Annotated in this window: 22 protein-coding genes; 11 read left to right on the forward strand and 11 right to left on the reverse strand. The window is 72.4% G+C overall.

Translation table 11 applies throughout. From position 1 onward, the window contains the following. Positions 1-122 precede the first annotated feature (122 nt). Entirely contained in the window at positions 123-506 is a 384-nt protein-coding gene (locus tag ACZ592_RS18680; protein ID WP_076685560.1) for a cold-shock protein, read from the forward strand. A 61-nt stretch (positions 507-567) separates the two neighbouring features. Here ACZ592_RS18680 and ACZ592_RS18685 read toward each other — a convergent pair whose 3' ends face one another. The 4 genes from ACZ592_RS18685 to ACZ592_RS18700 form a co-directional block, all read right to left on the reverse strand. Next, complete coding sequence (locus ACZ592_RS18685; RefSeq protein WP_471582654.1) at positions 568-1,482, reverse strand: 1,4-dihydroxy-6-naphthoate synthase; 915 nt, start codon at positions 1,480-1,482, stop codon at positions 568-570. Then, positions 1,475-2,161, reverse strand: a complete 687-nt coding sequence (locus ACZ592_RS18690; RefSeq protein WP_471583005.1) for a futalosine hydrolase — start codon at positions 2,159-2,161, stop codon at positions 1,475-1,477. Before ACZ592_RS18690 ends, ACZ592_RS18685 begins: the two co-directional genes overlap by 8 nt. Before the next feature lie 17 nt (positions 2,162-2,178). After that, entirely contained in the window at positions 2,179-2,688 is a 510-nt protein-coding gene (locus ACZ592_RS18695; RefSeq protein WP_471582655.1) for a DUF2771 domain-containing protein, read from the reverse strand. Positions 2,689-2,888: 200 nt separating this feature from the next. Then, on the reverse strand, positions 2,889-4,283 hold the full coding sequence (locus tag ACZ592_RS18700; RefSeq protein WP_471582656.1) for an MFS transporter: 1,395 nt from the start codon (positions 4,281-4,283) through the stop codon (positions 2,889-2,891). A 1,145-nt stretch (positions 4,284-5,428) separates the two neighbouring features. Between ACZ592_RS18700 and ACZ592_RS18705 the strand changes: the two genes are divergently transcribed. The 3 genes from ACZ592_RS18705 to ACZ592_RS18715 all read left to right on the forward strand — a co-directional run bounded on the left by ACZ592_RS18705 (position 5,429) and on the right by ACZ592_RS18715 (position 11,186). Then, positions 5,429-6,367 carry a DUF3027 domain-containing protein gene (locus ACZ592_RS18705; RefSeq protein ID WP_471582657.1) on the forward strand — a complete coding sequence of 313 codons (939 nt, stop codon included), beginning with the start codon at positions 5,429-5,431 and terminating at the stop codon, positions 6,365-6,367. Positions 6,368-6,830: 463 nt separating this feature from the next. After that, positions 6,831-10,088, forward strand: coding sequence for a sacsin N-terminal ATP-binding-like domain-containing protein (locus ACZ592_RS18710; RefSeq protein ID WP_471582658.1), 3,258 nt, complete (start codon positions 6,831-6,833; stop codon positions 10,086-10,088). A gap of 264 nt (positions 10,089-10,352) precedes the next feature. Then, positions 10,353-11,186 carry a calcium-binding protein gene (locus ACZ592_RS18715; RefSeq protein ID WP_471582659.1) on the forward strand — a complete coding sequence of 278 codons (834 nt, stop codon included), beginning with the start codon at positions 10,353-10,355 and terminating at the stop codon, positions 11,184-11,186. A 6-nt stretch (positions 11,187-11,192) separates the two neighbouring features. Here the strand turns inward: ACZ592_RS18715 and ACZ592_RS18720 are convergent, their stop codons facing one another. Beyond that, complete coding sequence (locus tag ACZ592_RS18720; RefSeq protein WP_471582660.1) at positions 11,193-13,595, reverse strand: HAD-IC family P-type ATPase; 2,403 nt, start codon at positions 13,593-13,595, stop codon at positions 11,193-11,195. A 220-nt stretch (positions 13,596-13,815) separates the two neighbouring features. Then, the gene (locus ACZ592_RS18725; RefSeq protein ID WP_471582661.1) at positions 13,816-14,097 is read right to left on the reverse strand and encodes a DUF2530 domain-containing protein; all 282 of its coding nucleotides are present in this window, start codon (positions 14,095-14,097) and stop codon (positions 13,816-13,818) included. A gap of 200 nt (positions 14,098-14,297) precedes the next feature. Between ACZ592_RS18725 and ACZ592_RS18730 the strand changes: the two genes are divergently transcribed. After that, entirely contained in the window at positions 14,298-15,746 is a 1,449-nt protein-coding gene (locus ACZ592_RS18730; RefSeq protein ID WP_471582662.1) for an NCS2 family permease, read from the forward strand. A gap of 24 nt (positions 15,747-15,770) precedes the next feature. On the opposite strand, the gene ACZ592_RS18735 is transcribed toward ACZ592_RS18730, so the two are convergent. Beyond that, a complete protein-coding gene (locus ACZ592_RS18735) occupies positions 15,771-15,953 on the reverse strand; it encodes a ribbon-helix-helix protein, CopG family (protein ID WP_471582663.1) in 183 nt (60 codons plus the stop codon). A gap of 143 nt (positions 15,954-16,096) precedes the next feature. Here ACZ592_RS18735 and ACZ592_RS18740 point away from each other — a divergent pair, with 143 nt between their 5' ends. Further along, positions 16,097-16,534 carry a MarR family winged helix-turn-helix transcriptional regulator gene (locus ACZ592_RS18740; RefSeq protein WP_359643815.1) on the forward strand — a complete coding sequence of 146 codons (438 nt, stop codon included), beginning with the start codon at positions 16,097-16,099 and terminating at the stop codon, positions 16,532-16,534. A gap of 68 nt (positions 16,535-16,602) precedes the next feature. Continuing rightward, entirely contained in the window at positions 16,603-17,949 is a 1,347-nt protein-coding gene (locus tag ACZ592_RS18745) for an MFS transporter (protein WP_471582664.1), read from the forward strand. A 111-nt stretch (positions 17,950-18,060) separates the two neighbouring features. On the opposite strand, the gene ACZ592_RS18750 is transcribed toward ACZ592_RS18745, so the two are convergent. Then, a complete protein-coding gene (locus ACZ592_RS18750; protein ID WP_471583006.1) occupies positions 18,061-18,573 on the reverse strand; it encodes a GNAT family N-acetyltransferase in 513 nt (170 codons plus the stop codon). Between the two features lie 133 nt (positions 18,574-18,706). Between ACZ592_RS18750 and thpR the strand changes: the two genes are divergently transcribed. Then, complete coding sequence (gene thpR / locus ACZ592_RS18755; RefSeq protein ID WP_471582665.1) at positions 18,707-19,297, forward strand: RNA 2',3'-cyclic phosphodiesterase; 591 nt, start codon at positions 18,707-18,709, stop codon at positions 19,295-19,297. A 240-nt stretch (positions 19,298-19,537) separates the two neighbouring features. Here thpR and ACZ592_RS18760 read toward each other — a convergent pair whose 3' ends face one another. Both ACZ592_RS18760 and ACZ592_RS18765 read right to left on the reverse strand, forming a co-directional pair. After that, positions 19,538-20,530 (reverse strand): aldo/keto reductase, encoded by a 993-nt coding sequence (locus ACZ592_RS18760; RefSeq protein ID WP_471582666.1) that lies wholly within the window; start codon positions 20,528-20,530, stop codon positions 19,538-19,540. A 349-nt stretch (positions 20,531-20,879) separates the two neighbouring features. Then, entirely contained in the window at positions 20,880-21,632 is a 753-nt protein-coding gene (locus ACZ592_RS18765) for a GDSL-type esterase/lipase family protein (protein WP_471582667.1), read from the reverse strand. An 85-nt stretch (positions 21,633-21,717) separates the two neighbouring features. On the opposite strand from ACZ592_RS18765, the gene ACZ592_RS18770 reads away from it, so the two are divergent. After that, on the forward strand, positions 21,718-22,731 hold the full coding sequence (locus ACZ592_RS18770) for a WD40 repeat domain-containing protein (RefSeq protein ID WP_471582668.1): 1,014 nt from the start codon (positions 21,718-21,720) through the stop codon (positions 22,729-22,731). A 100-nt stretch (positions 22,732-22,831) separates the two neighbouring features. Here the strand turns inward: ACZ592_RS18770 and ACZ592_RS18775 are convergent, their stop codons facing one another. Continuing rightward, entirely contained in the window at positions 22,832-23,674 is an 843-nt protein-coding gene (locus ACZ592_RS18775; RefSeq protein ID WP_471582669.1) for a TetR/AcrR family transcriptional regulator, read from the reverse strand. A gap of 123 nt (positions 23,675-23,797) precedes the next feature. Between ACZ592_RS18775 and ACZ592_RS18780 the strand changes: the two genes are divergently transcribed. Together ACZ592_RS18780 and ACZ592_RS18785 are read left to right on the forward strand one after the other, a co-directional pair. Beyond that, on the forward strand, positions 23,798-24,814 hold the full coding sequence (locus tag ACZ592_RS18780) for an ATP-binding cassette domain-containing protein (RefSeq protein WP_471582670.1): 1,017 nt from the start codon (positions 23,798-23,800) through the stop codon (positions 24,812-24,814). Then, positions 24,811-25,641: an ABC transporter permease gene (locus ACZ592_RS18785; RefSeq protein WP_471582671.1), complete on the forward strand. Its 831-nt coding sequence runs from the start codon at positions 24,811-24,813 to the stop codon at positions 25,639-25,641. The genes ACZ592_RS18780 and ACZ592_RS18785 overlap by 4 nt, the downstream gene beginning before the upstream one ends. Positions 25,642-25,690: the final 49 nt, after the last annotated feature.

Raw genomic sequence — 25,690 nt, forward strand, 5'->3', positions numbered from 1 at the left:
CTTGGGTTCGGCGGGTCGAGCGACCCGCTGTAGTGCTATCCAGAGCCGTTTTCGCCCCGCCGTACCCGGACGGGCGGACCCGGCACAGACGAGTACGACGAGTACGAGGACGAGGACTTCACGTGCCTACCGGCAAGGTCAAGTGGTTCAACAGCGAGAAGGGCTTCGGCTTTCTCTCCCGCGACGACGGCGGCGACGTCTTCGTGCATTCCTCCGTACTGCCCGCCGGCGTCGACACACTCAAGCCCGGCCAGCGCGTGGAATTCGGCGTCGTCGCCGGACAACGCGGTGACCAGGCCCTTTCCGTGGCGATTCTCGACCCGACGCCGTCCGTGGCCGCAGCCCAGCGCCGCAAGCCCGACGAACTCGCCTCGATCGTCCAGGACTTGACGACCCTGCTGGAGAACATCACGCCGATGCTGGAGAAGGGCCGCTACCCCGACAAGGCGTCGGGCGCGAAGATCGCGGGCCTCCTGCGGGCGGTGGCGGACCAGCTGGACGTGTAGCCCGCCGCCGCACGCCGCCGCCAGCAGGAAGCCCTGCCGGGGCGGCGCCGCTCGAACACCGCTAGGGAAACGCCAGAGCGTCCGGGCCGAGGGGCGGCACGAGCCCCTCGGCCGCGGCGCGCGTCAGCAGGCCGCGGATCGCCGCGTAGCCGTCCTCGCCGAGGTCGGCCGTGAACTCGTTGACGTACAGGCCGATGTGCTGGTCGGCCACCGCCGGGTCCATCTCCTGGGCGTGCTCCAGGACGTACGGACGGGAGGCCTCCGGGTCGTCCCAGGCCATCCGGACCGAGGTGCGGACCGAATCGGCGAGCAGTTCGAGGGTCGCCGCGCCGAGGCTCCGCTTCGCGATGATCGCGCCCAGCGGGATCGGCAGGCCCGTCGTGGCCTCCCAGTGCTCGCCCATGTCGGCCAGCCGGTGCAGGCCGTAGTTCTGGTACGTGAAGCGCGCCTCGTGGATGACCAGGCCCGCGTCGACCTTGCCGTCGCGCACCGCGGGCATGATCTCGTCGAACGGCAGCACCACGATCCCGCCGACACCGGTGTCGCCCAGCGTGTCCGCCGCCCAGAGGCGGAAGAGCAGGTACGCCGTCGACTTCTCGCTGGGCACGGCGACCGTCTTGCCGGTGAGGTCGACGCCCGCCTCACGGGTCAGCACGAGCGGCCCGCAGCCGCGGCCGAGGGCGCCGCCGCAGGGCAGCAGCGCGTACTCGTCCAGGACGTACGGCAGGACCGCGTACGACACCTTCAGCACGTCCAGGTCCGGCGAGGACAGCGACGCGGGCGCCGAGGAGTGCGCGGCGGCGGCACGCTCGGCGATGCCGTTCGTGATGTCGATGTCCGCGAACGTGACGTCCAGCTCCGGGGCGCCGGGCACCCGGCCGTGCGCCCAGGCGTCGAAGACGAACGTGTCGTTGGGGCAGGGGGAGTACGCGATGTGCAGCGGGCGGTCGATGGCTGCCGCCGGGGACTCAGTCATGTGTGTTCCAACTCCTCAGTACCGGCGCGAACTTCCCGAACGCGTCGCTCAGCGCGGTCAGCGCGTCGCCGATCCGCCAGGCGGCGCGGTCGCGCGGGCCGACGGGGTTGGAGACCGCGCGGACCTCCAGGACGGGCAGGCCGTGCAGGGCGGCCGCCTCGGCGACGCCGAAACCCTCCATCGCCTCGGCCAGGGCGTGCGGATGGCGTCGCCGCAGCTCGGCGGCGCGCCCGGCGGAGCCGGTCACGGTGGAGACGGTGAGGACGGTGCCCCTCGCGGCACCGCAGGCGTCGGCCACACCCCGTACGAGGGAACGCGGCGGACGGTGGGTGACGGCGCCGAACCCGAGTTCGGTGACGGGCGCGAAGCCGTCGGGCGTCTCGGCGCCCAGGTCGGCGACGGTGATCTCGTCGGCGACGACGAGCGAGCCGACGGGCGCGTGGGGCGGGAAACCGCCGCCGATGCCCGCCGACACGACGAGTCCGTAGGGCCGGCCCGAGGCGGCGGCACGGGCGAGTGCGGTCGCCGTGCCCGCCGCGGCGGCGGCCGGGCCCACGCCGACGGCCAGCGCGTCGGCATCGAGGCCCGCGGCCGGCGCCTCGGCGTGCGGATCCCCGGTCAGCGCCCTTGCCACCGCGTCCCGTTCGGCGGGGACGGCGGTGGCGACGAGGACGCGCAGGGACGCGGGGTGCGAGGTCAGGAGTCCTTCTCGAACTTGAACGACCACAGTCCGGTGGCCTTCGACTCCGAGCCCTTGCCGCCCTCGAGGAGGCTGACGGTGGACTTCTTGCCGCCACCGCCGTACTGCTGGTTGAAGAAGACGCTGCCCGGGATGACCACGTACGTCTTCTTGCTGGCCTCGGTCAGCGGCTGACCGTTCATCAGCAGCGTCCAGCCCTTCTCGGCCATCTCCGGGTCGACGCCGAAGCGGACCTTCTCGTCGGGATCGACCTTGATGGACTTCACGTCCTTGTCCTGGAGGCAGGACTTCAGCTGGGACGGCTTCAGCTCGTCGCCGTCGTTGTAGCAGGAGGCTTCGGTGTTCACCGAGTCGCTGCCGACCGTGACGGTGGCCAGCGGCGTCGGCTTGTCACAGGCCGAGAGGACGAGGAGTCCGGCGGAGACGGCGCCAAGGGCGGCCGCGGTGCGGCGGCGGCGCGCCGCGTGGTTCACATTCGCGGCTCCGCCGCGGAGCAGGGAGGTCATGGGCGAAGGCTATCGGGCGCGTCGGGGGGTGCTGCTACGTGGGGGTCGCGGGCGTGCCGTGGGGGGGAGGGGAGGAGGAGGGGGAGGAGGGGCGAGGGTGTGGGGGTGTGGGGGTGCTGTGTGGGGGTGTGGGGGTGTGGGGGTGCTGTGTGGGGGTGGTCGGGTGACGGGGGTGCTGTGTGGGGTGGCGGGGTGGGGCCTCACACCACGCGGGCGCGGCGGGGGCCGCCGTGCCGGGCCGAGGCGAGGAGGCCGCGGACGGTCGACAGCCAGCCCACCGCCACGATCGCGGCCGCCACCGACAGGCCGAGCGTCCCGATCAGCGGCAGCGCGATGCCGACGGCGCCGCCCACCACCCACGCCACCTGCAGCATCGTCTCGGAACGGGCGAACGCGGACGTGCGGACCTGCTCCGGCACGTCCCGCTGGATCAGCGCGTCCAGGGACAGCTTGGACAGCGCCTGCGCGAAGCCCGCGCACGCCCCGAGGCAGGCGACGCCCACCGCCGAGAAGAACAGCGCGGCCGTGACCGCGACACCGAGGACCACCGCGATGACGGTCACGATGATGACCTCCGGCGCCCGCGACTTCAGCCAGGCGCCGACGGCCGTGCCCAGCGCATTGCCCGCGCCCGCCGAGACGCCCACGATGCCGAGGGAGACCGCCGCGCTCTGCCCCGCCAGGGGATGCTCGCGCAGCAGGAACGCCAGGAAGAAGATGAGGAAGCCGGACAGACAGCGCAGCGTCGCGTTCGCGGCGAGGGCGTGGGTGACGGCCGGGCCGACCGTACGGAGCCCCAGGCGCCGCTTGCGGGAGGTGTCGTCGGCCGCCTCGGCACGGGCGTGCAGATGCAGGTGCTCCTCGTCGGCCGAGAGCAGCGCCTTGCTCTCGCCCTTCGACGAGTCGACCTTGTGCGGCAGCGAGAACGACAGGAGCATCCCCGAGACGAAGATCACGAAGGCGCCGTAGAGGGGCCAGCGCGGCCCGAGAGCCTGCAGCCCCGCCCCCGCGGGCGCCGCGACGGCCGTGGCGAGCAGACCGCCGAGCGTCACCCGGGAGTTCGCCTTGACCAGCGAGAACCCGGGTGGCAGCAGTCTCGGGACGACGGCGCTGCGCACCACCCCGTACGCCTTGGACGCGACCAGCACGCCTAGTGCGGCCGGATACAGCTCCACGCTCCCGGTCACCACCGCGCCCGACAGGACCAGCGCGAGCAGCGCCCGCGCCAGCATCGCACCCGCCATCGCGGCCCGGCGGCCGTGCGGCAGCCGGTCCAGGAGCGGGCCGATGACCGGCGCGAGGAGCGTGAACGGCGCCATCGTGATCGCGAGATAGAGCGCGACGCGGCCGCGCGCCTCGTCCGTCGGTACCGAGAAGAACACGGTCGAGGCGAGCGCGACGGTGATCATGACGTCGCCCGCGCCGTTCACGGCGTGCAGCTCGATGAGTTTGCCGAGCCCCGACTCGCCCGCCCCGTGCGCGTGCGTGGCCTTGCGGATGCCGCGGGCCGTGCCGGTGAACGGGAAGTGCAGGGCGCGGCCCAGCGCACGGGCGGTCCGCCGCGCCGGTCCCGGCGAGACGGTTCCTACGGACATCGACCTTGTGGGGGCCACCCCGTCATAGTGCCCCCTTGGGGGGCCTACTAGTGCGGATACTGGCTGTGAGCCGTGGTGGGGTGTGTTCTGTGCGGTCGTCTTGGTGGGCGCCCGGAGCCCGGGCGGTGCCGCGTCGCCGCTCCGCGGCGTTTCCCCCGCCCACCCGCCCTTTTCCGCCACCGTGCGCCGCCGTGGTCCGAGGTCCTGGGCCCACGGTGCTGTCTCGCGTGCCGTCGTCTTGGTGGGTGCCCGGAGCCCGGGCGGTGCTGCGTCGCCGCTTCGCGGCGTTTCCCCCACCCACCCGCCCTTTCCCCCCGGCGCGCCGACCCGCCCGCATCACAGCCCGGCAGCCCGGCAGCGACTCGCCGGCTCCCGATCGCGCGCTCGCGGCAGCTCGCCGCGACGCCTTCCTCACGTCTCGCGCCCTGGAGGCCATCACCGCGCGACGTTGGCCGCTGCCGTCGCCGCTGCTCCCTGAGTCCCACGAGCCGGTCTGCCCCCCCCGCAACGCCGTCTCGCGGCGGACCCGCGTCGACCCGTGCCACGAGGCCCTCGGCTCCCGCCGGTCGCTGCGTGCCGAGGAGATGGGCGGGTGGGTGGGGGAAACGCCGCGGAGCGGCGACGCGGGGACGTCCCGGGGCTGGGGGAGTGGTGGGGTACCGGGGACGAGGACACGCCGCGGAGCGGCGGCGGGGCGGGGTGGAGGTGCCGGGGAACTGGTGGGGTGCTGGGGGGCGAGGCCGCGCGGGGGAGTGGCGTGCGCTGCGGGGACGGGGCCCGAGGTCCGGCGAGTACGGGGCCGGATCTGGCGTGTGACGGGGCCCGGGGCCAGTCCCGTGGGGGACACGCCGGACGGGGTGCGATGAGGGTGAAAACGCGGGGCGGACGAGGGCCACGGACGACGGCTCGGGACCCGGTGCCGTACGTCGGTGTAGGCCCAGGGGCCAGGAGAAGGTAGCGTGCGTAGCGCGCCTGCGGCGGTTGTTCTTGGCCGCGCGCCTCTCGGTCATCCCGCAGAATGGGTGACGTAGGCGCGCCCCGGAACGTCGGGCGCGGACGTTGACGCGGCCCCCTGGTCCGCTCCGTCCGCACCCCCGCGTAAGGGTGGCGCACTCGTGAGACGGCGTAGGAGAGAAGCGATACCTGTGAGCGCAGCGACAACGCGAAGCCGAACCCCGCGCACCCCGCGTACCCCCGACCGCCTGTGCGCCGAGGCGGTCGGCCTGGCGCGCGCCGCGGCCGAGGAGGCCGCCGCGCCCGGTGTGGTCGGTGAGCACGTCGAGGTCGTCGTGGAGGGCGACCGCGTGGTCACGCACCTCTTCGAGTGCAAGGAGTTCGGCTACCGCGGCTGGCGCTGGGCGGTGACGGTCGCCCGTGCCTCGCGGGCGAAGATCGTCACCCTTGACGAGACGGTGCTGCTGCCGGGCCCCGACGCGCTCCTGGCCCCCGAGTGGGTGCCGTGGAGCGAGCGGCTCCGGCCGGGCGACATGGGTCCGGGCGACCTGTTGCCGACGGACGCCGAGGATCTGCGCCTGGAGCCCGGTTACTCGGGCGAGGAGGAGCCGCCGCCGAACTCCGTGGTGTCGCAGGAGATGGCCGAGCTCGTCGAGGCGGAGGACGCCGAGGTCACGGCGGGGCCGCCCGCCGAACTGCCGGTCGCGCCCGCCCGCGGCTCCATCGCCTCGGTCGCCGACGAGCTGGGCATGCGGCGCTCCAGGGTCCTGTCCCGTTACGGGCTGCACGTGGCCGCGGACCGCTGGGACGAGGTGCACGGCGCGAAGACCGCGATGGCGCAGGCGGCGCCCGCGGCGTGCGTGAGCTGCGGCTTCCTCGTACGGATCGGTGGCTCGCTCGGTCAGGCGTTCGGTATCTGCGCCAATGAGTTCGGGCCCGCGGACGGGCAGGTCGTCTCCCTGTCGTACGGCTGTGGCGGGCACTCCGAGGCGGCGGTCATGCCCAAGCCGCCCCGGCCCGCGCCGCCGGTGCTGGACGAGACGCGTGTGGACGTACTCCCGTTGCGGCCCGCGGCGGATTCCGGGTCGGTGAGTGTGGACGGGCCCGGCGAGGACCTCGGCCACTCCTAGTTCCGGCGGCGGGTGAGCGGTGGCTTCGGTGTCTTCGGCGTCTTCGGCGTCTTCGGTGTCTTCGGCGTCTACGGTGTGCTCGGCAGCCTCGGTGTTCCGGCACCGGGGCGGTCACCCGTAGCTCTGCCTCCGTCGCGTTCGCGGCGATTGCCGGGTGCCTCACGCCCGCGTCGCCGCACCACGTCACGCCCGCACCCCACCGCGCCCGCACCGCGTCGCCGCACCACGCCACGCCCGCACGGCACCGCGCCCCACCGCGCCCGCACCGCGTCGCCGCGTCATGGCGTCCCCCCTCCACCCCGGCCCGCCCTTCGCCTCACCCTCGCCCTTCGCCTCACCCCCGCCTATCGCCTCGCCCTTCGCCCCGCCCATCGCCTCGCCCCCGGCCCCCTCACCAGGACGCGGTACCGTTCGCCCCCCGGGCGCAGCCCGGGAGCAGCGACCGCGCAGAGGAGAGACGACCGTGAGCAAGAACGTGCGGCCGGCGGCCGAGGGCATCGACCCCTTCGGCACCGCCCGCCTCCGCCGCGGGGTCCTCGACGCCTGGGCCGCCGCCCCGGCCCGTTTCCGTGAGGACGCCAACGCCGAGGAGGACCTCGCCCTCGGCGGCTACCGCGACCGCCTCGTCGTGGAGCTCGCCCAGAACGCCTCGGACGCCGCCGCCCGCGCGGGCGTCCCCGGCCGTCTCGCGCTGACCCTGCGCGGCGGGGTCCTCGCCGCGGCGAACAGCGGCGCCCCCATCGACGCCACCGGCGTCGAGTCCCTCTCCACCCTCCGCGCCTCCGCCAAGCGGGACGGCACCGAGCGGAACGCGCCCGCCGACGGGGCGGCGACCAGCGTCGGCCGCTTCGGCGTCGGCTTCGCCGCCGTCCTCGCCGTCTCCGACGAGCCCGCCGTCGTCGGCCGTACCGGCGGGGTCCGCTGGTCCCTGGTCGAGGCCCGTGAACTCGCCGCGGAGACCGCCCGGTTCAGCCCCGGCCTCGGTGACGAGATCCGGCGCAGGGACGGACACGTTCCGCTGCTCCGGCTGCCGATGGCCGCCGAGGGGACCGCCCCGGACGGCTACGACACCGTGGTCATCCTGCCGCTGCGCGACGCCGCGGCCGAGGACCTCGTGTCCCGGCTCCTGGACGGCGTCGACGACGCGCTGCTCCTGGCCCTGCCCGGTCTGGAGGAGGTGCGGATCGAGACGCCGGACGGCACGACCCGTACGCTGCGGCGCCGCGTCGAGGACCCGTACACCGTCATCGATGACAGCCGCGACGGCACGACCCGCTGGCGCACCGCGAGCCGGCAGGGCCCGCTGGACGGCGCCCTCCTGAAGGACCGTCCCGTCGAGGAGCGGCTGCGCCCCCACTGGTCCGTCACCTGGGCCGTGCCCGCCGACGGCGACGGCGCTCCTGAACGCCCCCGCACCACCCAGGTCGTGCACGCGCCGACGCCGAGCGACGAGCCCCTGGGCGTACCGGCGTTGCTCATCGCGTCGTTCCCGCTGGACACCGCGCGCCGGCACGCCGCGCCCGGGCCGCTGACGGACTTCCTCGTCGAGCGGGCGGCGGAGACGTACGTCGAACTCCTCGCTCAGTGGCGGCCGGTGACGCAAGCGATCATCGGGCTCGTGCCGGGGCCGCTCGGCAAGAGCGAGCTGGACGGTGCGCTGCGTCGGGGCATCCTGGAGCGGCTGCCCCGCACCGCCTTCCTGCCGCCCGCCCTGCCCCGCGCCGAGGACGACGAGGACGAGCTGCCGCAGGCGCTGCGGCCGAGGGACGCGGAGGTCGTGGAGGGCGCGGGGGCCGACACCGTGCGGGTGCTCGCCGAGGTGCTGCCGTGCCTGCTGCCCGCGGGCCTGGAACGCCGCGCCGAGCTGCGCACCCTCGATGTCGCCCGGGTGCCGCTGACCGAGGCGATCGACCGCCTGGCCGGTCTCGAGCGCGAGCCGGGCTGGTGGCGGCGGCTGTACGACACGCTCGCCGGGGTCGACCCGGAGCGGCTCTCGGGCCTTCCGGTGCCGCTGGCCGGGGACGCCTCGTCCGGCCGGCGGCAGGGTGGTCCGGCGGACGACGCGGATCTGCTGTCCGGTTCGGACGCGGGCTTCGGTCCCGTTCCTTCAGGGTCCGGATCCGCTTCCGGGACGACGCGTACGACCATCGGGCCGCGACAGGTGCTGCTGCCCGCCCCCGGCGGCCAGGGGGACCCGGCGGTCCTCGCCCGCCTCGGGCTGAAGATCGCCCACCCCGACGCCGTGCACCCCCTGCTGGAGAAGCTCGGCGCGCTGCCCGCGACGCCGCGCGCCGTCCTCACCACGCCGCAGGTCCGCGCCGCCGTGGCCGCGTCCCTCGACGACGACACGTGGGACGAGGAGGCACTGGACGCCGAGGAGTTGGCGGACGTCGTGCTCGCCCTCGTGCGGGACGCCCATCTGGCGCCCGGTGACGAGCCGTGGCTGGGCGCGCTCGCGCTGCCCGACGAGGACGGTGAGCTCGCCCCGGCCGGCGAACTCGTGCTGCCCGGAAGTGACTTCGAGCAGGTCATGCGGGAGGACGAACTGGCGCTCGTCGACCGGGAGCTGGCCGGCCGCTGGGGCGAGCAGCCGCTTGCCGCCTGTGGTGTGCTCGCGACCTTCGCCCTCGTGCGCGCCAGCGACGTCGTCCTGGACCCGGACGAACTGGAGCCCCGCGAGGGCGACTTCGCCGAACCGGACGACGCGGGTCTCCTCGACGCGGTGGACGTGTGGTGCGAGGACGTGCTCGACCGGCTGCCCGACACGCCGGTGCCGCCGGTCGCCACCGAGATCGCCGCCGTACGGGACCTCGACCTGGTCGACGACGACTGCTGGCCGCAGGCCCTCGCGATGCTGTCGCGCCCGCCGCTGCGGGACGCGCTGACGCAGCCGCTGCGGGTGCTCCTGCCGGACGGCACGACGGAGACCGTCCGCTCGTACACGGCGTGGTGGCTGCGCGGCCATCCCGTCCTCGACGGACGCCGTCCCGCCGGGCTCCGTGCGGAGGGCGGCGATCCGCTCCTGGCCGGCCTCTACGACGCGGCGGACGCGTCCGGGTTCGGCGACGAGCAGGTGCTGCGGGCGTTGGGCGTACGGACGTCCGTGGGCGCCCTCCTGGAGGAGCCGGGCGGAGCGGCCGAACTCCTGGACCGGCTCGCCGACCCGGACCGCCCCGTCACGGCGGCCCAGCTGCACGCCCTGTACGGGGCGCTGGCCGACCTCGACCCCGAGCAGGTGACGCTGCCGGACGAGCTGCGCGCGGTGGTGGACGGCGAGGTCGTGGTGGTCGACGCGGCGGACGCGGTGGTCGCCGACGCCCCCGACCTGCTGCCGCTTGCCGACGGCGTACCGCTGCTGCCCGTGCGGCCCGGCCGCGCCGGTGACCTGGCGGAACTGTTCCAGGTACGGCGTCTCAGCGAGACGGCGGCCGTCGAGCCGTCGGGGGAGGGCGCCGAACACGCGGTGCCCGAGTCCGTCCGCACCCTGCTGGGTCCGGCGGCCCCGGAGACGTACGTCGAGTACGAGGAGCTGACCGCGGGCGGCGTGGAACTGGACTGGCGCCGCACCCCGGACGGCACGGTGCACGCGGCGACGCTCGAGGGCGTCGCGGCGGGCCTCGCCTGGGCATCGGGCCAGTGGCCCCGCCGCTTCGAGGTGGCAGCCCTGCTCGAAGACCCGTCCCGAACCTCAGAACTGGCCCGGGACCGCTGGTTCGACTGACCCGCGCGCTGCGCGCGTCCTGCCCTGCGCCCTGTCTGCCAGCCGTCGCATGCGACATCTGATCTCGGATGGGACGGATGTGACGGATATGACGGATGGGGTGGAACGGGATATTCCATTACCCGGTCACAATTTCTTCACTCGGTGTACAACCAGTTGCCCGTGTCGAAAGTCTGTTCTTCCGAGTCAACAGACTCCTAGATCACTGGGACCCGCGTGACCGCGTCACGCTCCGCGGGTCCCCTTCTCCACCTGGGGAAACACATGCGCATCCGTGCCACCGTGGCCGCACTGTCCGGCACCCTGGCCCTTTCCGCACTCGCTGTCCCGGCCGCGCAGGCCGACGACGGCCCGCAGTTGAAGCAGCTCGACGCCGCCGTCGCCAAGGTCGCCAAGGGTGCCGCCGCAGGCGCCACCAAGATCACCAAGATCTCCGTGAACGGTGGCAAGGACGTCGTCGTCGGCACCACCAACAAGGTGAAGTTCAGCATCGCCGTCACCGCTACCGACCCGAACGGCATCGGCGGCGCGAGCGCCTTCCTGTACCACGGGGCCGACACCGACCACGCCGACGGCGCCCTCATCCCGGACGACCTGGACGCCAAGTGCAAGGTCGTCGACTCCACCACGTCCACCTGCACGCTCAGCGTCGTCGCCGACCCGAAGGCGGACCTCTACAACGACCTGGCCGGCTCGGGCTGGAAGCTCTTCGCCGCGGTGGACGGCAAGAGCGGCGGTTACGTCGAGGGTGAGCAGTACAAGTCCGACGCCCGCTTCCAGCGCTACGCCCGCCTCACCACCAACGCCTCCCCCGAGCCCATCAAGAAGGGCAAGACCCTCACCGTCACCGGTGCTCTCACCCGTGCCAACTGGGACACCCTGAAGTACGCGGGCTACACCAAGCAGGACGTGAAGCTGCAGTACAAGAAGAAGGGGGCCAGCAGCTACACGACCCTCAAGACCGTGAAGTCCGACACCAAGGGCAACCTGAAGACCACGGTGAAGGCCTCCGCCGACGGCTACTTCCGTTACGTCTTCGCCGGTACGTCCACGACCCCGGCCGTGACGTCGACGAGTGACTTCGTCGACGTCCAGTAGCAGCCGCTACGCCGGGAAGCGGCGGTCCACCCAGCGGTAGACGAACTCGATGACGAGTGAGGCCACCGCCGCGATCGCGACCGCCGCCCACGGCATCGTCGTGCCCACCAGCTTCAGCTGGAAGAAGTCCTGGAGCCAGGGCACGGTCAGCACGAGCAGGAAGCCGAGACCCATCGCGCCGATGAGGCCGAGCCGCCACCACGTGTAGGGGCGGGCGATGATGGCGAGCACCCACATGGCGATCAGGAACAGCGCCAGGGTCGCCGCGCTGGTCTCGGCTTCCCGCGCGCCGTCGCCCGCGTAGTGGTGGCGGGCGAGCAGGTACGTCACGAAGGTGGCCACGCCCGCGATGACGCCGCCGGGGATCGCGTACCGCATGACTCTGCGGACGAAGTGCGGCTTCGCGCGCTCCTTGTTGGGGGCCAGCGCGAGGAAGAACGCGGGGACGCCGATCGTCAGCGTGGAGAGCAGCGTCAGGTGGCGCGGCAGGAAGATGTACTCGACCTGCGAGCAGACCACGAGCAGCGCGATGACCACCGAGTAGACGGTCTTGACCAGGAACAGCGTGGCGACGCGCGTGATGTTGCCGATGACCCGGCGGCCCTCCGCGACCACCGAGGGCAGCGTCGCGAAGCTGTTGTTGAGGAGCACGATCTGGGCGACCGCCCGCGTGGCCTCCGAGCCCGAGCCCATGGAGACGCCGATGTCGGCGTCCTTGAGGGCGAGCACGTCGTTCACGCCGTCGCCCGTCATCGCGACCGTGTGGCCGCGCGACTGGAGCGCGCCCACCATGTCCCGCTTCTGCTGCGGGGTGACGCGGCCGAAGACGGCGTTGTCGTCGAGGGCCTGGGCCATCTCGTCCTGCTCGGTGGGCAGCCGGCGCGCGTCGACGGTGTTCTCGGCGCCGGGCAGGCCGAGCTTGCCCGCCACCGCGCTCACGGAGACGGCGTTGTCGCCGGAGATGACCTTGGCGGCGACGTCCTGCTCGGCGAAGTAGCGCAGGGTGTCGGCGGCGTCGGGGCGCAGCCGCTGCTCCAGGACGACCAGCGCGGTGGCGCGCGCCCCGGAGGCCGCGGCGGCGTCGTCGAGGTCGCCGGACGCGCGGGCCAGGAGGAGGACGCGCAGGCCCTGCCGGTTGAGTTCCTCGATCTCGGCGAGCGAGGGGTCGCCGTCGGGCAGCAGGACGTCGGGGGCGCCGAGGAGCCAGGTCGACGTGGTGCCGTCGCCCTCGCTGAAGGAGGCGCCGCTGTACTTGCGGGCGGAGGAGAAGGGCAGGGACTCCGTGCAACGCCAGTCCACGCTGTCCGGGTAGGCGTCGATGATCGCCTGGAGCGAGGCGTTGGGCCGCGGGTCGGACTCGCCGAGGGCGCCGAGGACCGTGCGGACGTACGACTCCTCCGCGCCGTTCAGGGGGCGCAGCTCGGTGACGTCCATGCCGCCCTCGGTGAGGGTGCCGGTCTTGTCGAGACAGACGGTGTCGATACGGGCCAGGCCCTCGATCGCGGGGAGTTCCTGGACGAGGCACTGCTGGCGGCCCAGCCGGATCACGCCGATCGCGAAGGCCACGGAGGTCAGCAGGACCAGGCCCTCGGGGATCATCGGGACGATGCCGCCGACGGTGTAGGCGATGGACTCCTTGAAGTTGTCGTCCTTGACGACGAGCTGGGAGATCACCAGGCCGATGGAGGTGGGGACCATCAGCCACGTCACGTACTTGAGGATCGTGGAGATGCCGTTGCGCAGCTCGGAGTGGACGAGCGTGAAGCGGCTCGCCTCCTCGGCGAGCTGCGCCGCGTACGCCTCGCGGCCGACCTTGGTGGCGGTGAACGCGCCGCCGCCCGCGACCACGAACGAGCCCGACATCATCTTGTCGCCGGGCTTCTTGATGACGGGGTCGGCCTCACCGGTCAGGAGGGACTCGTCGACCTCCAGGCTGTCGGCCTCGACGGTCTCGCCGTCGACCGGGATCTTGTCGCCGGGGCCGAGCTCCACGAGGTCGCCGAGGACGATCTCGGAGGCGGAGATCTCGGCGGCCGTGCCGTCGCGCCGGACCGTGGGCTTGGCCTCGCCGATGACGGCGAGGCCGTCCAGGGTCTTCTTGGCGCGCCACTCCTGGATGATGCCGATGCCGGTGTTGGCGACGATCACGAAGCCGAAGAGGCTGTCCTGGATCGGCGCGACGAAGAGCATGATCACCCAGAGCACGCCGATGATCGCGTTGAACCGGGTGAAGACGTTGGCCCGGACGATCTCGCCCAGCGAGCGCGAGCTGCGGACCGGTACGTCGTTGACCTCGCCGCGGGCGACCCGCTCGGCGACCTCGGCGGCGGTCAGGCCGGTGGCCCGCCCCGTGGGGGGTGGCACCGGGTGGACCGGGTCGAGTTCGGCGCCCGCGTCGATATGCGTCATGCATTCGACGGTAAGGGCGGTCCTGCGGCTTCACCCCTTGAATGCCCCAAAGATCCGACCACGGTAGGACGTGGACGGTCCTGTGGGTGTACGGAGTACTGCGGGCGCAGGACGTCCGGTCCTGGGGTGCCGGGACCTTCGGCCCTGTTGCTGCGTCCGGGCGGACGTCCAGTGCCGTGCTGTGCTGCGTCGTGCTGTGCCGTGTTGTGCCCGGCGGAGCTTACGGCCGCGCCTCGGCGGTGCTCGGCTCCGCCTCCGCGGCCTTCGCCCGCTTGATGGCCGCGTCGCGCGTGCGGACGTACCAGATGCCGATGAGGCCGAGGCCCGCGCCGGCCAGGCAGGTCCACACCCACCAGGTCGCGTCGCGGTCGTCGAACCAGCCGTAGAACGGGAGCTGGACCACGAAGAGGACGAACCAGAGGATCGTGCCGCCGGTGATGGTGGCGACCACGGGGCCCTCCAGGGGCTCCGGCGCCTCGTGCTTGGGGGTCCACTTCTCCATGCGCCTAGCTTACGAGGGGCCGACGCCGTCTCGTACACCCCTTGGGGCACAGGGGTCTACGCGCGGAGATAGCGATTTCTCTCTCATGTATTCATACTGAAACGGCTCGTTAATGGCCGATTGCTTTCGTACGAAGAAACAAATCGAACCGAAGTCGCCGCTTAACGATCTTCCCCTTCTCTGAGTCCATGAGGTCACGCATGTCTCCCTCGGCCAGCGCCCCGGTCGACGCCAGCAAAGAGCCGCCGAAGTCCCCGCAGGGCGGACTCGACGGCTTCTTCAAGATCTCCGAGCGGGGCTCGACCCTCGCCCGCGAGGTCCGCGGCGGCTTCGCCACCTTCTTCGCGATGGCCTACATCGTCGTGCTGAACCCGATCATCCTGGGCAGCGCGAAGGACATGTACGGGCATCAGCTCGACAACAAGCAGCTGGTCACCGCGACCGTGCTGACGGCGGCCTTCACCACGCTCCTGATGGGCGTCATCGGCAACGTCCCGATCGCGCTGGCCGCGGGACTCGGCGTGAACACCGTCGTCGCCCTCCAGCTCGCGCCCCGCATGTCGTGGCCCGACGCGATGGGCATGGTCGTCCTCGCCGGCTTCGTCGTGATGCTGCTCGTCGCGACCGGCCTGCGCGAACGCGTGATGAGCGCGGTGCCGCTGGGCCTGCGCAAGGGCATCGCGATCGGCATCGGCCTCTTCATCATGCTGATCGGCCTCGTCGACTCCGGCTTCGTCTCGCGCATCCCGGACGCCGCGCACACCACCGTTCCGCTGCAGCTCGGCGGCGACGGGCACCTGAACGGCTGGCCCGTCCTGGTCTTCGTGCTCGGCGTGCTGCTCACCCTGGCGCTGCTCGTGCGCAAGGTGCCGGGCGCCATCCTCATCAGCATCGTCGTCATGACGGTCGTCGCGATGATCATCAACGCCGTCGCCGACATCCCCTCCTGGGGTCTGACCACCCCGGAGTGGCCCGGCAACCCCGTCTCGACGCCCGACTTCGGGCTCGTCGGCGAGATCAGCCTGTTCGGCGGCTTCGAGAAGGTCGGCGTCCTGACCGGCGTCCTCTTCGTCTTCACCGTGCTGCTCTCGTGCTTCTTCGACGCGATGGGCACGATCATGGGCATCGGCGACGAGGCCGGGCTGACCGACGAGCGCGGCAACATGCCGGGCATCAACAAGGTGCTCTTCGTCGACGGCATCGCCGTCGCCGCGGGCGGCGCCTCCTCCGCCTCCGCCACCACCTGCTTCGTGGAGTCCACGGCGGGCGTCGGGGAAGGGGCCCGCACGGGCTTCGCGAACGTCGTGACCGGCGGGCTCTTCGCCGTCGCGCTCTTCCTCACGCCGATCGCCACGATGGTCCCGTCCCAGGCGGCCACGCCCGCGCTCCTCGCGGTCGGCTTCCTGATCCTGTCGGGCTCCATCCGCCAGATCGACTGGGCGGACTACACGATCGCGATCCCGGCGTTCGTGACGATGCTGATGATGCCGTTCACGTACTCGATCACGAACGGCATCGGCATGGGCTTCGTCACCTTCACGGTGCTCAGGCTCGCCGCGGGCCGCGGGCGCGAGGTGCCGGTCGCCATGTACGTCGTCTCGGCGGTGTTCGCCTTCTACTACCTGATGCCGGCGCTGAACCTCACGTAGGACGCAGACAGGCCCTCACCGGCCTCAGGCCGCCCCGTAGAACCTCTCTGTTTCCTCGACGGAGGTTTTGAACCTTTCGTCGAAGTCGTCGCGAATGAGCGTCCGGACCACATAGTCCTGGACGCTCATTCCCCTTTTGGCCGCGTGGTGTCGGAGCCGTTCGAGCAGCTCACCGTCTATGCGCAGGCTGAGCACTGGCGATCCCATGCCTGACAGGGTCCTCGCCGCCCCGCGGCCGGTGCGTCGCTTTCCGAAGTCACCTCACTCGTACGGGTGACTAAAAGGTTCGACGTGGGGAGTGAGGGAATCCGAGTGGTCTTTAGCTAGGGTAATGAGTTACGCTAACGAACATGCCGGACCTCTCCCATGGTGACGACGCCGTCGCCGTGAACGCCTTGCGCTCCGCTGTGATGCGCCTGTCCCGTCGACTCAAGCACCAGCGGGTCGACGAGTCGCTGAGCCCCACCGAAATGTCGGTGCTCGGCACCCTCGCCCGCTGCGGCTCCGCCACCCCGGGCGAACTCGCCCGCAAGGAGCACGTGCAGCCGCCGTCGATGACCCGTATCGTCGCCCTGCTCGAGGCCAAGGGGCTGGTCCGGCTGGAGCCGCACCCCGAGGACCGCCGCCAGAAGGTGGTGACCCAGACGGAGACCGCCGAGGCGATGCTCGAGGAGAGCCGCCGCAAGCGGAACGCCTGGCTGGCCGGTCTGGTCGAGCATCTCGACGAGGACGAGTGGGCGCGTCTGCGCGCCGCCGCCCCCGTCCTGGAGAAGCTCGCGCACCTGTAGCTCCGCACAGCGCCCGCTCTCCGGCACCCCGCGGGAGACGTTACGTACGCCAAGGAGGCGAACCCACTTTGAGTACGGGATCCGGAGCAGACTCCGCCCCCGCACCGACCGCCCTCGACAAGCCCGACCGCCCCCGCAAGACCTCGATGTTCAGCTCGCTGAGGATCCGCAACTACCGGCTCTTCGCCTCCGGCGCCGTCGTCTCGAACACCGGCACCTGGATGGCCCGCATCACCCAGGACTGGCTGGTCCTGAGCCTGACCGGATCCTCCGCGGCCGTCGGCATCACCACGGCCATGCAGTTCCTGCCGATGCTCCTCTTCGGCCTGTACGGCGGCGTGATCGCCGACCGGTTCGCCAAGCGGAACCTCCTCTTCGTGACCCAGGGCGCGATGAGCCTCAGCGGGCTCTTCCTCGCCGTCCTCACCCTCAGCGGCCACGTCCAGGTCTGGCACGTCTACTTCGCGGCCTTCTTCACCGGCCTCGTCACCGTCGTCGACAACCCGACGCGGCAGTCCTTCGTGTCCGAGATGGTCGGCCCCGACCAGGTCCGCAACGCCGTCAGCCTGAACTCCGCCAACTTCCAGTCCGCCCGCCTCGTCGGCCCCGCCGTGGCGAGCGCGCTGACCGCCGCCGTCGGGCCCGGCTGGGCGTTCCTCGCCAACGGCCTGTCCTTCCTCGCGCCGCTCACCGGCCTGCTGCTGATGCGCACGAGCGAGCTGCACCACACGCCGCGCAAGCCGCGCGGCAAGGGGCAGCTCAGGGAAGGCCTGAACTACGTCTCGAAGAACCCCGAGCTGATCTGGCCGATCGTCCTCGTCGGCTTCATCGGCACCTTCGGCTTCAACTTCCCGATCTGGCTGAGCGCCTTCGCGGACGACATCTTCCACGGCGGCGTGGGGATGTACGGGCTCTTCAACACCCTGATGGCCATCGGCTCGCTGGCCGGCGCGCTGCTCGCGGCCCGCCGCGGCACCTCGCGGCTGCGGCTGCTCGCCGGGGCGGCGACCGCCTTCGGCGTGCTGCAGGTCGTGGCCGCCTTCGCGCCCGAGCTGTGGATGTTCGTCGCACTGATCGTGCCGATCGGCATCCTCGGCCTGACGGTCAACGTCACCGCCAACTCCTCGGTCCAGATGGCCACGGACCCGGAGATGCGGGGCCGGGTCATGTCGCTGTTCATGATGGTCTTCACCGGCGGCACACCGCTGGGCGGCCCGCTCTTCGGCTGGCTCGCCGACGCCTACGGCGTCCGGCTGAGCATGGCCGCGGGCGGTCTCATCTGCGCGCTGGCCGCGGTCGGTGTCGGCCTGATGCTGGCCCGCGCGGCGAACCTGCGGCTCAAGGTCGACCTGCGCCGCGGCCGCCGGCACGTGCAGTTCGTGCCCCGTGAGCGGGAGCTGGCGGCAGCGGCGTGAGGCAGGACGCCCGGATCCCCCGGATCCCCCGGATCCCCCGGATCCCCCGGGTCGTCCGGATCCCCCGGGCCGTCCGGGCCGCCCGCCTCTCCCGGCTCCCCGGCGGAGGCTTCAGACGCGCCGGGCCAGCACCTGTCCCGGCCAGCTGCCGTCCGGGCCCGTGAAGGACTCGGCGGCGGTGAAGCCGTTGCTCTCGTAGTACGCGACGAGCTTGCCGTCGTCGCCCGCGTAGCAGTCGACCCGGAGCAGGGACACACCCTGCCTCCGGGTCTCCTCGGCGGCGTGCGCGAGGAGCGCACGGCCCACCCCGCGCCCCGCGTACCGGCCGTGGTCGGCCGCGAGGATGTGGACGTACCGCTCGGGCTCGCCGGCCCGGGGGATCGTGTCGCCGCCCGGCCCGTCGGTGAGCGTCAGCGTGCCCACCACGGTGCCGTCGATCTCGGCGATCCAGGGCTCACCCGTCCTCACGTACCGCTCCACCATCGCGACCGCCCCGGGCAGCTCGGACCAGGGCTTCGACCCCCACTGTCCGGTGCGGCCCCGCGCGACGAGCCACTCGACGGCCCCGTCGAAGAGGGCGATGATCGCGGGGATGTCCTCGGCCCCGCCTGCCCTGATCTTCATGGGCGTATCCGGCGCCGTGTCCAACGGCGGCTGCGGTGGGGTCCGTATCGGCGTTCCTGTCGGCTCCATGTCGTTCATGGAGGGAGGGTAGGGCGCTCGGGGGGTCGGGCTCCACAGGCTCTAACGTCTCCTCATGAGACTCTTCGCCGCGGTGCTCCCGCCGGACTCCGCGACCACCGAACTGGCCACCGCCGTGGGCGCGTTGCACCGGCTGCCCGGCGCGGACACGCTGCGCTGGACGGACCGGGACGGCTGGCACTTCACGCTCGCCTTCATGGCGGAGGTCGACGACGCGACGGTGCCGGACCTCACCGCCCGCCTGGAGCGGGCCGCCCACCGCACGCCGCCCTTCTCCCTCGCCCTGCACGGCGGCGGTCACTTCGGCGACCGGGCGCTGTGGGCGGGCGCCACGGGTGACGTGCCCGCGCTGCGGCTGCTGGCCCAGCGGGCGGACGCGGCGGCGCGCAAGGCGGGCGTCACGATGGAGGAGCACCGGCACTACCGCCCGCACCTGACGGTGGCCCGCGGTCGCGGCGAGACGGAGCTGCGCCCCTATGCCGACGAGCTCGCCGCGTTCGGGGGCACGGCGTGGACCGCCCGCGAGCTCACCCTCGTACGCAGCGATCTTCCCCGGAGCGGAGTGCCGGGGGAGCGGCCGCGTTACGAGGCAGTGGGGCGCTGGGTTCTGGGAGGCGGCGTCCGGGCGGCGGGCGGCGCCGGTTAACCTCGACGGTGTGGACCCGAAGACCAGAAACCGGATCATGGCCGGTGTGCTCGTGATGATGTTCGTCGTGGTGGCGGTGGCGGCGGCGTTCGGCTGACCGGCCCTCGGCTGACCGGCCCCCGGCGGGCCGGTCGGCCTGTCTTCCCGCTGACCGGCCGACCGGCGCGGGCGGCCCCGCACGCCCCTGACAGCCGCGCGCCCCCGACTCGGACGCCCCGACTCGGACGCCCCCGACGGGGATCACCAGGCGAAGGACTCCGGCGACGGGCCCGGCCCCGGGAAGATCTCGTCCAGCGCGTCGAGGAGCTCCCCGGACAGGTCGAGCTCGACGGCGCGCAGCGCGGAGTCGAGCTGGCCGGCCGTGCGCGGGCCGACGATCGGCGCGGTGACGCCGGGCCGGGTCAGCAGCCAGGCCAGCGCGACCTCGCCGGGCCGCAGACCGTGCTTGTCGAGCAGGTCCTCGTACGCCTGGATCTGCGCGCGCACCTCCGGCTCGGCGAGCTTCTGGGCCGACCGGCCCCCGGTGCGGCGCGAGCCCTCGCCCTCCTTCTTCAGGACGCCGCCGAGCAGTCCGCCGTGCAGCGGCGACCACGGGATGACGCCGAGGCCGTAGTCCTGGGAGGCCGGGATGACCTCCATCTCGGCGTCGCGCGCGGCGAGGTTGTAGAGGCACTGCTCGCTGACGAGCCCGTAGCTGCCGCGCCGCCGTGCGATCTCGTTGGCCTGGGCGATCTTGTAGCCGGGGAAATTGCTGGAACCCGCGTAGAGGATCTTGCCCTGCTGGACGAGGACGTCGATCGCCTGCCAGATCTCCTCGAACGGCGTCTGCCGGTCGATGTGGTGGAACTGGTAGATGTCGATGTGGTCGGTCTGCAGCCGCTTGAGGCTGGCGTCGACGGCCCGGCGGATGCTCAGCGCGGAGAGCCGGTCGTGGTTGGGCCAGGCCTCTTCGCCGTCGGCGGTCATGTTCCCGAACACCTTGGTGGCGAGCACGACCTTGTCGCGACGCCCGCCGCCCTGCGCGAACCAGGTCCCGATGATCTCTTCCGTGCGTCCCTTGCCGGTGCTCTGGCCGTAGACGTTGGCGGTGTCGAAGTAGTTGACGCCCGCGCCGAGCGCGGCGTCCATGATCGAGTGGCTGTCGACCTCGTTGGTCTGCGGCCCGAAGTTCATGGTCCCGAGCGTGAGCCGGCTGACCTTGAGCCCTGTACGTCCCAGCTGCGTGTACTTCATGGGACCCAGCCAACGGCTTGGAGTGGGCTCCAGGCAAGGGTGGGTCGGGGCGGTCGGGGCGGTCGACCGGCCGGGCGGGCCGGATCAATCGCGGGAGAAGCCGGAGGTGCGTCCCGCGGGTGCGGTCCGGCACCGACCGTGCCGTCTTCACCGGCGTCCCGCTGCGCGCCCCGGTGCGGATCCTCGGACCCGGCCTGCAGCACGTGCTTCCGCGAGGACTCCGAGCAGGCCGCGGAGTCCCGTATCCGGGTGCTCGGGCGGGCCGCGGACGAGAGGGAGTCGGTCGTCCCTGCGCACTTCCGCGGGTCAGGGGCCGTCGAAGTGCGGCGCGAGGGAGGGAAGTTCGGGGTCAGCCGCTGGGCGCCATGAGTGGGTGGGCCGTGTCCGTCGGGACGACGGGACGGGCGCCCGGTTCGATCGCGCCTGCGTACGCCCCGCCGATGCCCCACCCCTGCGCCAGCGCCTCCGCGAACGCCCCCGCCAGCTTGTGTTCGCCGCTCGCCGCGGGATGCGTGCCGTCGTACGTGTCCGTGCGGATGTCGTACGACGGCGGGCGGGACGCCAGGAGCAGCGGCGAGGTGCCGGTGTCCAGGTCGGCGACGGCCTTCGCGAGCAGCACGTTGAAGCGGGCGACCTCGTCGGCGAAGGGCGCGTCGGTCTCGGCGCGGATGTTGGGGATCACGGGGAGCAGGACCATGCGGATGCGGGGGTTGGCCGTGCGGGCCGCGGTGACGAAGGCGCGGACGTTGCTGGCCGTCTGCTCCGCGTCCGTGTAGAAGCCGAGGTCTATGAGGCCCAGCGAGATGAGCAGGACGTCGGCGGGGTCGCGGGTGAGGGCGCCGGTGATCTGCGGGGCCATGTGCAGCCAGCCCTCTCCCCAGCCCGCGAGGTGGTGGCGGGGGAAGTCCGGGGACGCGTCGGCGTAGTCGTGGGAGAGGGGCTCTCCCGCCGCCTTGTCGTAGAGGGCGGTGCGCGGGCCGACCACGGCGAAGCCCTCGGGGCCGAGGGTGTCGCGCAGGTGCTGCCACATGCGATGGCGCCAGGTGTGTTCCCCCGCGCTTCCGATCGTCATGGAGTCGCCGACGAACATGAACCTGAGCATCCGCTCATCATCGCGGATCGGGGCCGTCGGCTGCGATGTGAGGCTGAGCACGCTCCCGGATCGCGCGGATGGCAACCTTGGGCCCATGCGTTCGCTTCGGGCTGTTCCGTCTGTTCTCGCCGGTGCCGTGCTGCTCCTCGCCGTGGCCGGGGCCGTGCCCGCCGCGGCCGACGACCACGAGGAGTTCACCATCAAGGACCCGCGCATCGTCGAGTCCAGCGGCCTCGCCGCCTCCCGCGCCCACCCGGGCGTCTACTGGACGCACAACGACCAGGACAAGGGCGCCTTCCTCTACGCCGTCGACTCGAAGACGGGCGAGACCGTCGCCACGGTCACGATGACCGGCGTGGGCGCGCCCCGCGACGTCGAGGCGATCTCGGTCGGCAGCGACGGCAACATCTACGTCGGCGACATCGGCGACAACCTCAACGGCACCTGGTCCAACGTCTGGATCTACAAGCTGCCCGAGCCGAAGCAGCTGAAGGACCAGACGATCCGCGCCACGCAGTACGTCGTGAAGTACGCCGACGGCGCGCGCGACGCGGAGTCGCTGATGGTGCACCCGAAGACCGGCCGCCTCTACATCGTGAGCAAGAACGAGGAAGGCGGCGGGCTCTACGAGAGCCCCGAGCGGATGACCACCGCAGGACCGAACGTCTTCAAGCGGATCTCCGAAATCGACCTCTGGGCGACCGACGCCGCCTTCTCGCCCGACGGCAAACAGCTCGCGGTGCGCGGGTACTTCGGCGGGATCTGGTACGCGTGGCAGGGCGAGGGCAAGAAGCCGCAGCGCAAGGGGCGGCTCAGCGTGCCCCTCCAGCGGCAGGGCGAGTCCGTCACGTACACCCTGGACGGCACGACCCTGATGTACGGCACCGAGGGGTCGCAGAGCGAGGTCAAGCCGGTGGAGGCGCCGGGCGGTTCGGGCGGCGGGGGCGGGTCGTCGTCGGGCGGCTCGGGCTCCGACGGCGGGGACGGGGGCTCCGGGAGCGACAGCGCCTTGAAGACGGGCGCGATCGCGGTCGGGGCCGTGCTGCTCGCCGTCTTCGGCCTCAAGCGGATGACGCGGCGCGGCGGCGGACGGCGGGGGCGGGAGTAGCCGGGCCGTCGGGTAAGCGGGTAAGCGGGTAAGCGGGCGAGCGGTCGAGCGGGCGAGCGGGCAAGGGAAGTGGTCCGGCCGCCGCGTGACGGCCGGACGGTCAGGCCCCGGTCCCCCCGGTCCCCCCGGTCCCCCCGGTCTCCCCGGTCTCCCCGGGCTCCCCGGCCCCCTCGTCCGACGCCCCCGCCCCCCGCCGCGCGACCAGCGCGTCCAGACCGTCGAGCAGTCGCTGCAGGCCGAACTCGAAGTGGTCGAACTCCGAGCCGAACGCGTCCTCGGCGAGGTGCGCGAGCGACGGATAGCGCCCGCTCCGCATGACCTTTTCGAGGACCGGCGCCTGCGCGTCCCAGAACGCCCGGTCCGTCAGGCCGGTCTGCTGCTCCGCCTCCACCTCGTGCACCTGGGTGCGGGCGACCCCGGTGACGTACCCCTCGGTCATCACGATCACGCCGACCAGCTCGACGTCGGTCAGGCCCATCGGCTTGATCCGGGAGAGCGTGCGGTCCAGGCCGCCGACGGCGCCGGGGCCGAGTACGGGACGGGCCTGGTTGACGTGGAGCAGCCAGGGGTGGCTGCGGTACTGGACGAGGGTCTCGCGGGCGTACTCCTCGACGGCCGCGCGCCAGCCGCCGGTCCAGGGTTCCTCCGCGTCGGACACCGCGTACACGCGGTCCAGCATCAGGTCGAGCAGGTCGGCCTTGCCGGGGACGTAGCGGTACAGGGACATCGTGCCCGTGCCGAGTTCCGTCGCGAGGCGGCGCATCGAGAGCGCCGAGAGGCCCTCGGCGTCCGCGAGGCGCACGGCCTCGGTGACGATCCGCTCCAGGGTGAGCCCCGGTTTGGGGCCCCGGGCCGGCCGCTCGCCCTCGCCCCAGAGCAGCGTCAGGCTGCGGGTGATGTCGCTGCCGGTGCGCCGGTCGCCGCCGCCGTTGGTGCTCGTCATGGCCCTCACTCTAATCGCCGGTCCAGAAACCGGGTACGCCGTACGCGCAAAACTGGGTACGGTGTACTCTCAATTGAGTACGGCGTACCCAGAGGGCTCGGAAGAGCGCGATAAGGAGCGGCGATGAACGGGAACGGCTTCGCGGTACGGGCCGAGGGGCTCGTCAAGCGCTACGGGGAGAAGCACGCCCTGGACGGCTTTGACCTGCACGTCGAACAAGGCGCGGTGCACGGACTCCTCGGCCCCAACGGCGCGGGCAAGACCACCGCCGTACGGATCCTCGCCACCCTCCTCAGGCTCGACGGCGGGCGCGCCGAGGTGGCGGGCGCCGACGTCGTGCGCGAATCCGCCCTGGTGCGCGGCCGCATCGGCCTCACCGGTCAGTACGCGGCGGTCGACGAGATCCTCACCGGGCGGCAGAACCTGGAGATGTTCGGCCGCCTCTTCCACCTGGGCGGCCGGCGGGCGGCCCGGCGCGCCCAGGAACTCCTGGAGCAGTTCCACCTGAAGGACGCGGCCGAGAAGGGCGCGGGGCAGTACAGCGGCGGCATGCGGCGCAGGCTCGACCTCGCCGCCTCGATGATCCTCGCGCCCGCCGTCCTCTTCCTGGACGAGCCCACCACCGGCCTCGACCCGCGCAGCCGCCTCGAAGTCTGGGACACCGTACGGGAGTTGGTCGCGGGCGGCACCACCGTGCTGCTCACCACCCAGTACCTGGAGGAGGCCGACCGGCTCGCCTCCCGCATCACCGTCATCGACCGCGGCCGTGCCATCGCCGACGACACCCCCGACGGCCTGAAGAACACGGTGGGCGGCAGCCACCTCGACGTCGTGGTGCGCGACGCCGTCGACCTGCCCGCCGCCGTCCGCGCCGTCGCCCGCGTCTGCGACGGCGCACCGCTGGCCGTCGACGTGGAGCGCCGCGTGCAGGCCGCCGTGACCGACCGGGTCGGCGCCCTCACCGAGGTGGCGAGGACCCTGCGGGACGAGGGCGTCGCGGTCGAGGACATCGGCCTGCGCAGGCCCAGCCTCGACGACGTGTTCCTGCGGCTGACCGGCCAGCCGCCGCAACCCCCAGCGAGTCCTGAGAGCACCGATGAGAGTACCGAGAGCACCGAGAAGCGGGAGGTCGCGGCATGAGCGTCGCCCTCACCCCGGCCGAGCCCCGCGGGCGTCTCTTCTGGGCCCTCGCCGACTGCTGGAACGTCACCCGCCGCTACCTGACGCACTTCGGGCGCCAGCCCGTCACCATCGCCTGGCAACTGGGCTTCCCCATCATCAGCGTGCTGCTGTACGGCTTCGTCTTCGGCGAGGCGATGAAGGTGCCCGGCGGCGGCGAGGACGGCGACTACAAGCAGTTCCTGATGCCCGGCATGTTCGTGATGACCATGGCCTTCGGGTTCATGAACACCGCGATGGGCGTCGTCACGGACGCGACGAAGGGCGTCATCGACCGCTTCCGCTCGATGCCGATGGCCCCCTCCGCGGTCGCCTCCGGGCGCGGCCTCGCCGACCTGATCGTGGCCTGCGCGGAGCTGAGCATCCTCGCGCTGACCGCGCTCGCCATCGGCTGGCGCTCCGACGCGGGTCTCGCCGACACCCTGCTCGCCTTCGGGCTGCTGCTGTTCCTGCGGTTCAGCCTGATCTGGGTGGGCGTCTACCTCGGCCTCGTCGTGCCGACCCCGGAGGCGGCGGGCGGCCTCTACGCGGTGGCCTTCCCGCTCACGATGATCTCCAGCGTCTTCGTGGCGCCGTCCCTGATGCCGGACTGGCTGGCCCCCGTCGCCGCCTGGAACCCCGTCTCCTCGACGGGTACGGCCACGCGTGAGCTCTTCGGCAACCCCGGCGCGGGGGGCGCGAGCTGGGTCGAGCAGCACGCGGTCCTGATGGCGGTGGTGTGGCCGGTGGTGATCTCGCTGATCTTCCTGCCGCTGGCGGTACGGAGGTTCAGGCGGCTGAGCCGCTGAGGTTCGGGGGCGCCCCGTAAGGGGTGCGGGAAACCGCGCGACCGGCCGC

It is taken from the genome of Streptomyces sp. NPDC040622 (assembly GCF_055593965.1).

Coding starts and splice junctions, on each gene's coding strand:
- ACZ592_RS18775 (WP_471582669.1), bottom strand. CDS start 23,674: ATGACGAGCACCAACGGCGGCGGCGACCGGCGCACCGGCAGCGACATC.
- ACZ592_RS18735 (WP_471582663.1), bottom strand. CDS start 15,953: ATGGGATCGCCAGTGCTCAGCCTGCGCATAGACGGTGAGCTGCTCGAA.
- ACZ592_RS18730 (WP_471582662.1), top strand. CDS start 14,298: ATGTCTCCCTCGGCCAGCGCCCCGGTCGACGCCAGCAAAGAGCCGCCG.
- ACZ592_RS18750 (WP_471583006.1), bottom strand. CDS start 18,573: ATGAAGATCAGGGCAGGCGGGGCCGAGGACATCCCCGCGATCATCGCC.
- ACZ592_RS18720 (WP_471582660.1), bottom strand. CDS start 13,595: ATGACGCATATCGACGCGGGCGCCGAACTCGACCCGGTCCACCCGGTG.
- ACZ592_RS18695 (WP_471582655.1), bottom strand. CDS start 2,688: ATGACCTCCCTGCTCCGCGGCGGAGCCGCGAATGTGAACCACGCGGCG.
- ACZ592_RS18765 (WP_471582667.1), bottom strand. CDS start 21,632: ATGCTCAGGTTCATGTTCGTCGGCGACTCCATGACGATCGGAAGCGCG.
- ACZ592_RS18725 (WP_471582661.1), bottom strand. CDS start 14,097: ATGGAGAAGTGGACCCCCAAGCACGAGGCGCCGGAGCCCCTGGAGGGC.
- ACZ592_RS18685 (WP_471582654.1), bottom strand. CDS start 1,482: ATGACTGAGTCCCCGGCGGCAGCCATCGACCGCCCGCTGCACATCGCG.
- ACZ592_RS18740 (WP_359643815.1), top strand. CDS start 16,097: ATGCCGGACCTCTCCCATGGTGACGACGCCGTCGCCGTGAACGCCTTG.
- ACZ592_RS18780 (WP_471582670.1), top strand. CDS start 23,798: ATGAACGGGAACGGCTTCGCGGTACGGGCCGAGGGGCTCGTCAAGCGC.
- ACZ592_RS18700 (WP_471582656.1), bottom strand. CDS start 4,283: ATGTCCGTAGGAACCGTCTCGCCGGGACCGGCGCGGCGGACCGCCCGT.
- ACZ592_RS18760 (WP_471582666.1), bottom strand. CDS start 20,530: ATGAAGTACACGCAGCTGGGACGTACAGGGCTCAAGGTCAGCCGGCTC.
- ACZ592_RS18785 (WP_471582671.1), top strand. CDS start 24,811: ATGAGCGTCGCCCTCACCCCGGCCGAGCCCCGCGGGCGTCTCTTCTGG.
- ACZ592_RS18715 (WP_471582659.1), top strand. CDS start 10,353: ATGCGCATCCGTGCCACCGTGGCCGCACTGTCCGGCACCCTGGCCCTT.
- ACZ592_RS18770 (WP_471582668.1), top strand. CDS start 21,718: ATGCGTTCGCTTCGGGCTGTTCCGTCTGTTCTCGCCGGTGCCGTGCTG.
- thpR (WP_471582665.1), top strand. CDS start 18,707: ATGAGACTCTTCGCCGCGGTGCTCCCGCCGGACTCCGCGACCACCGAA.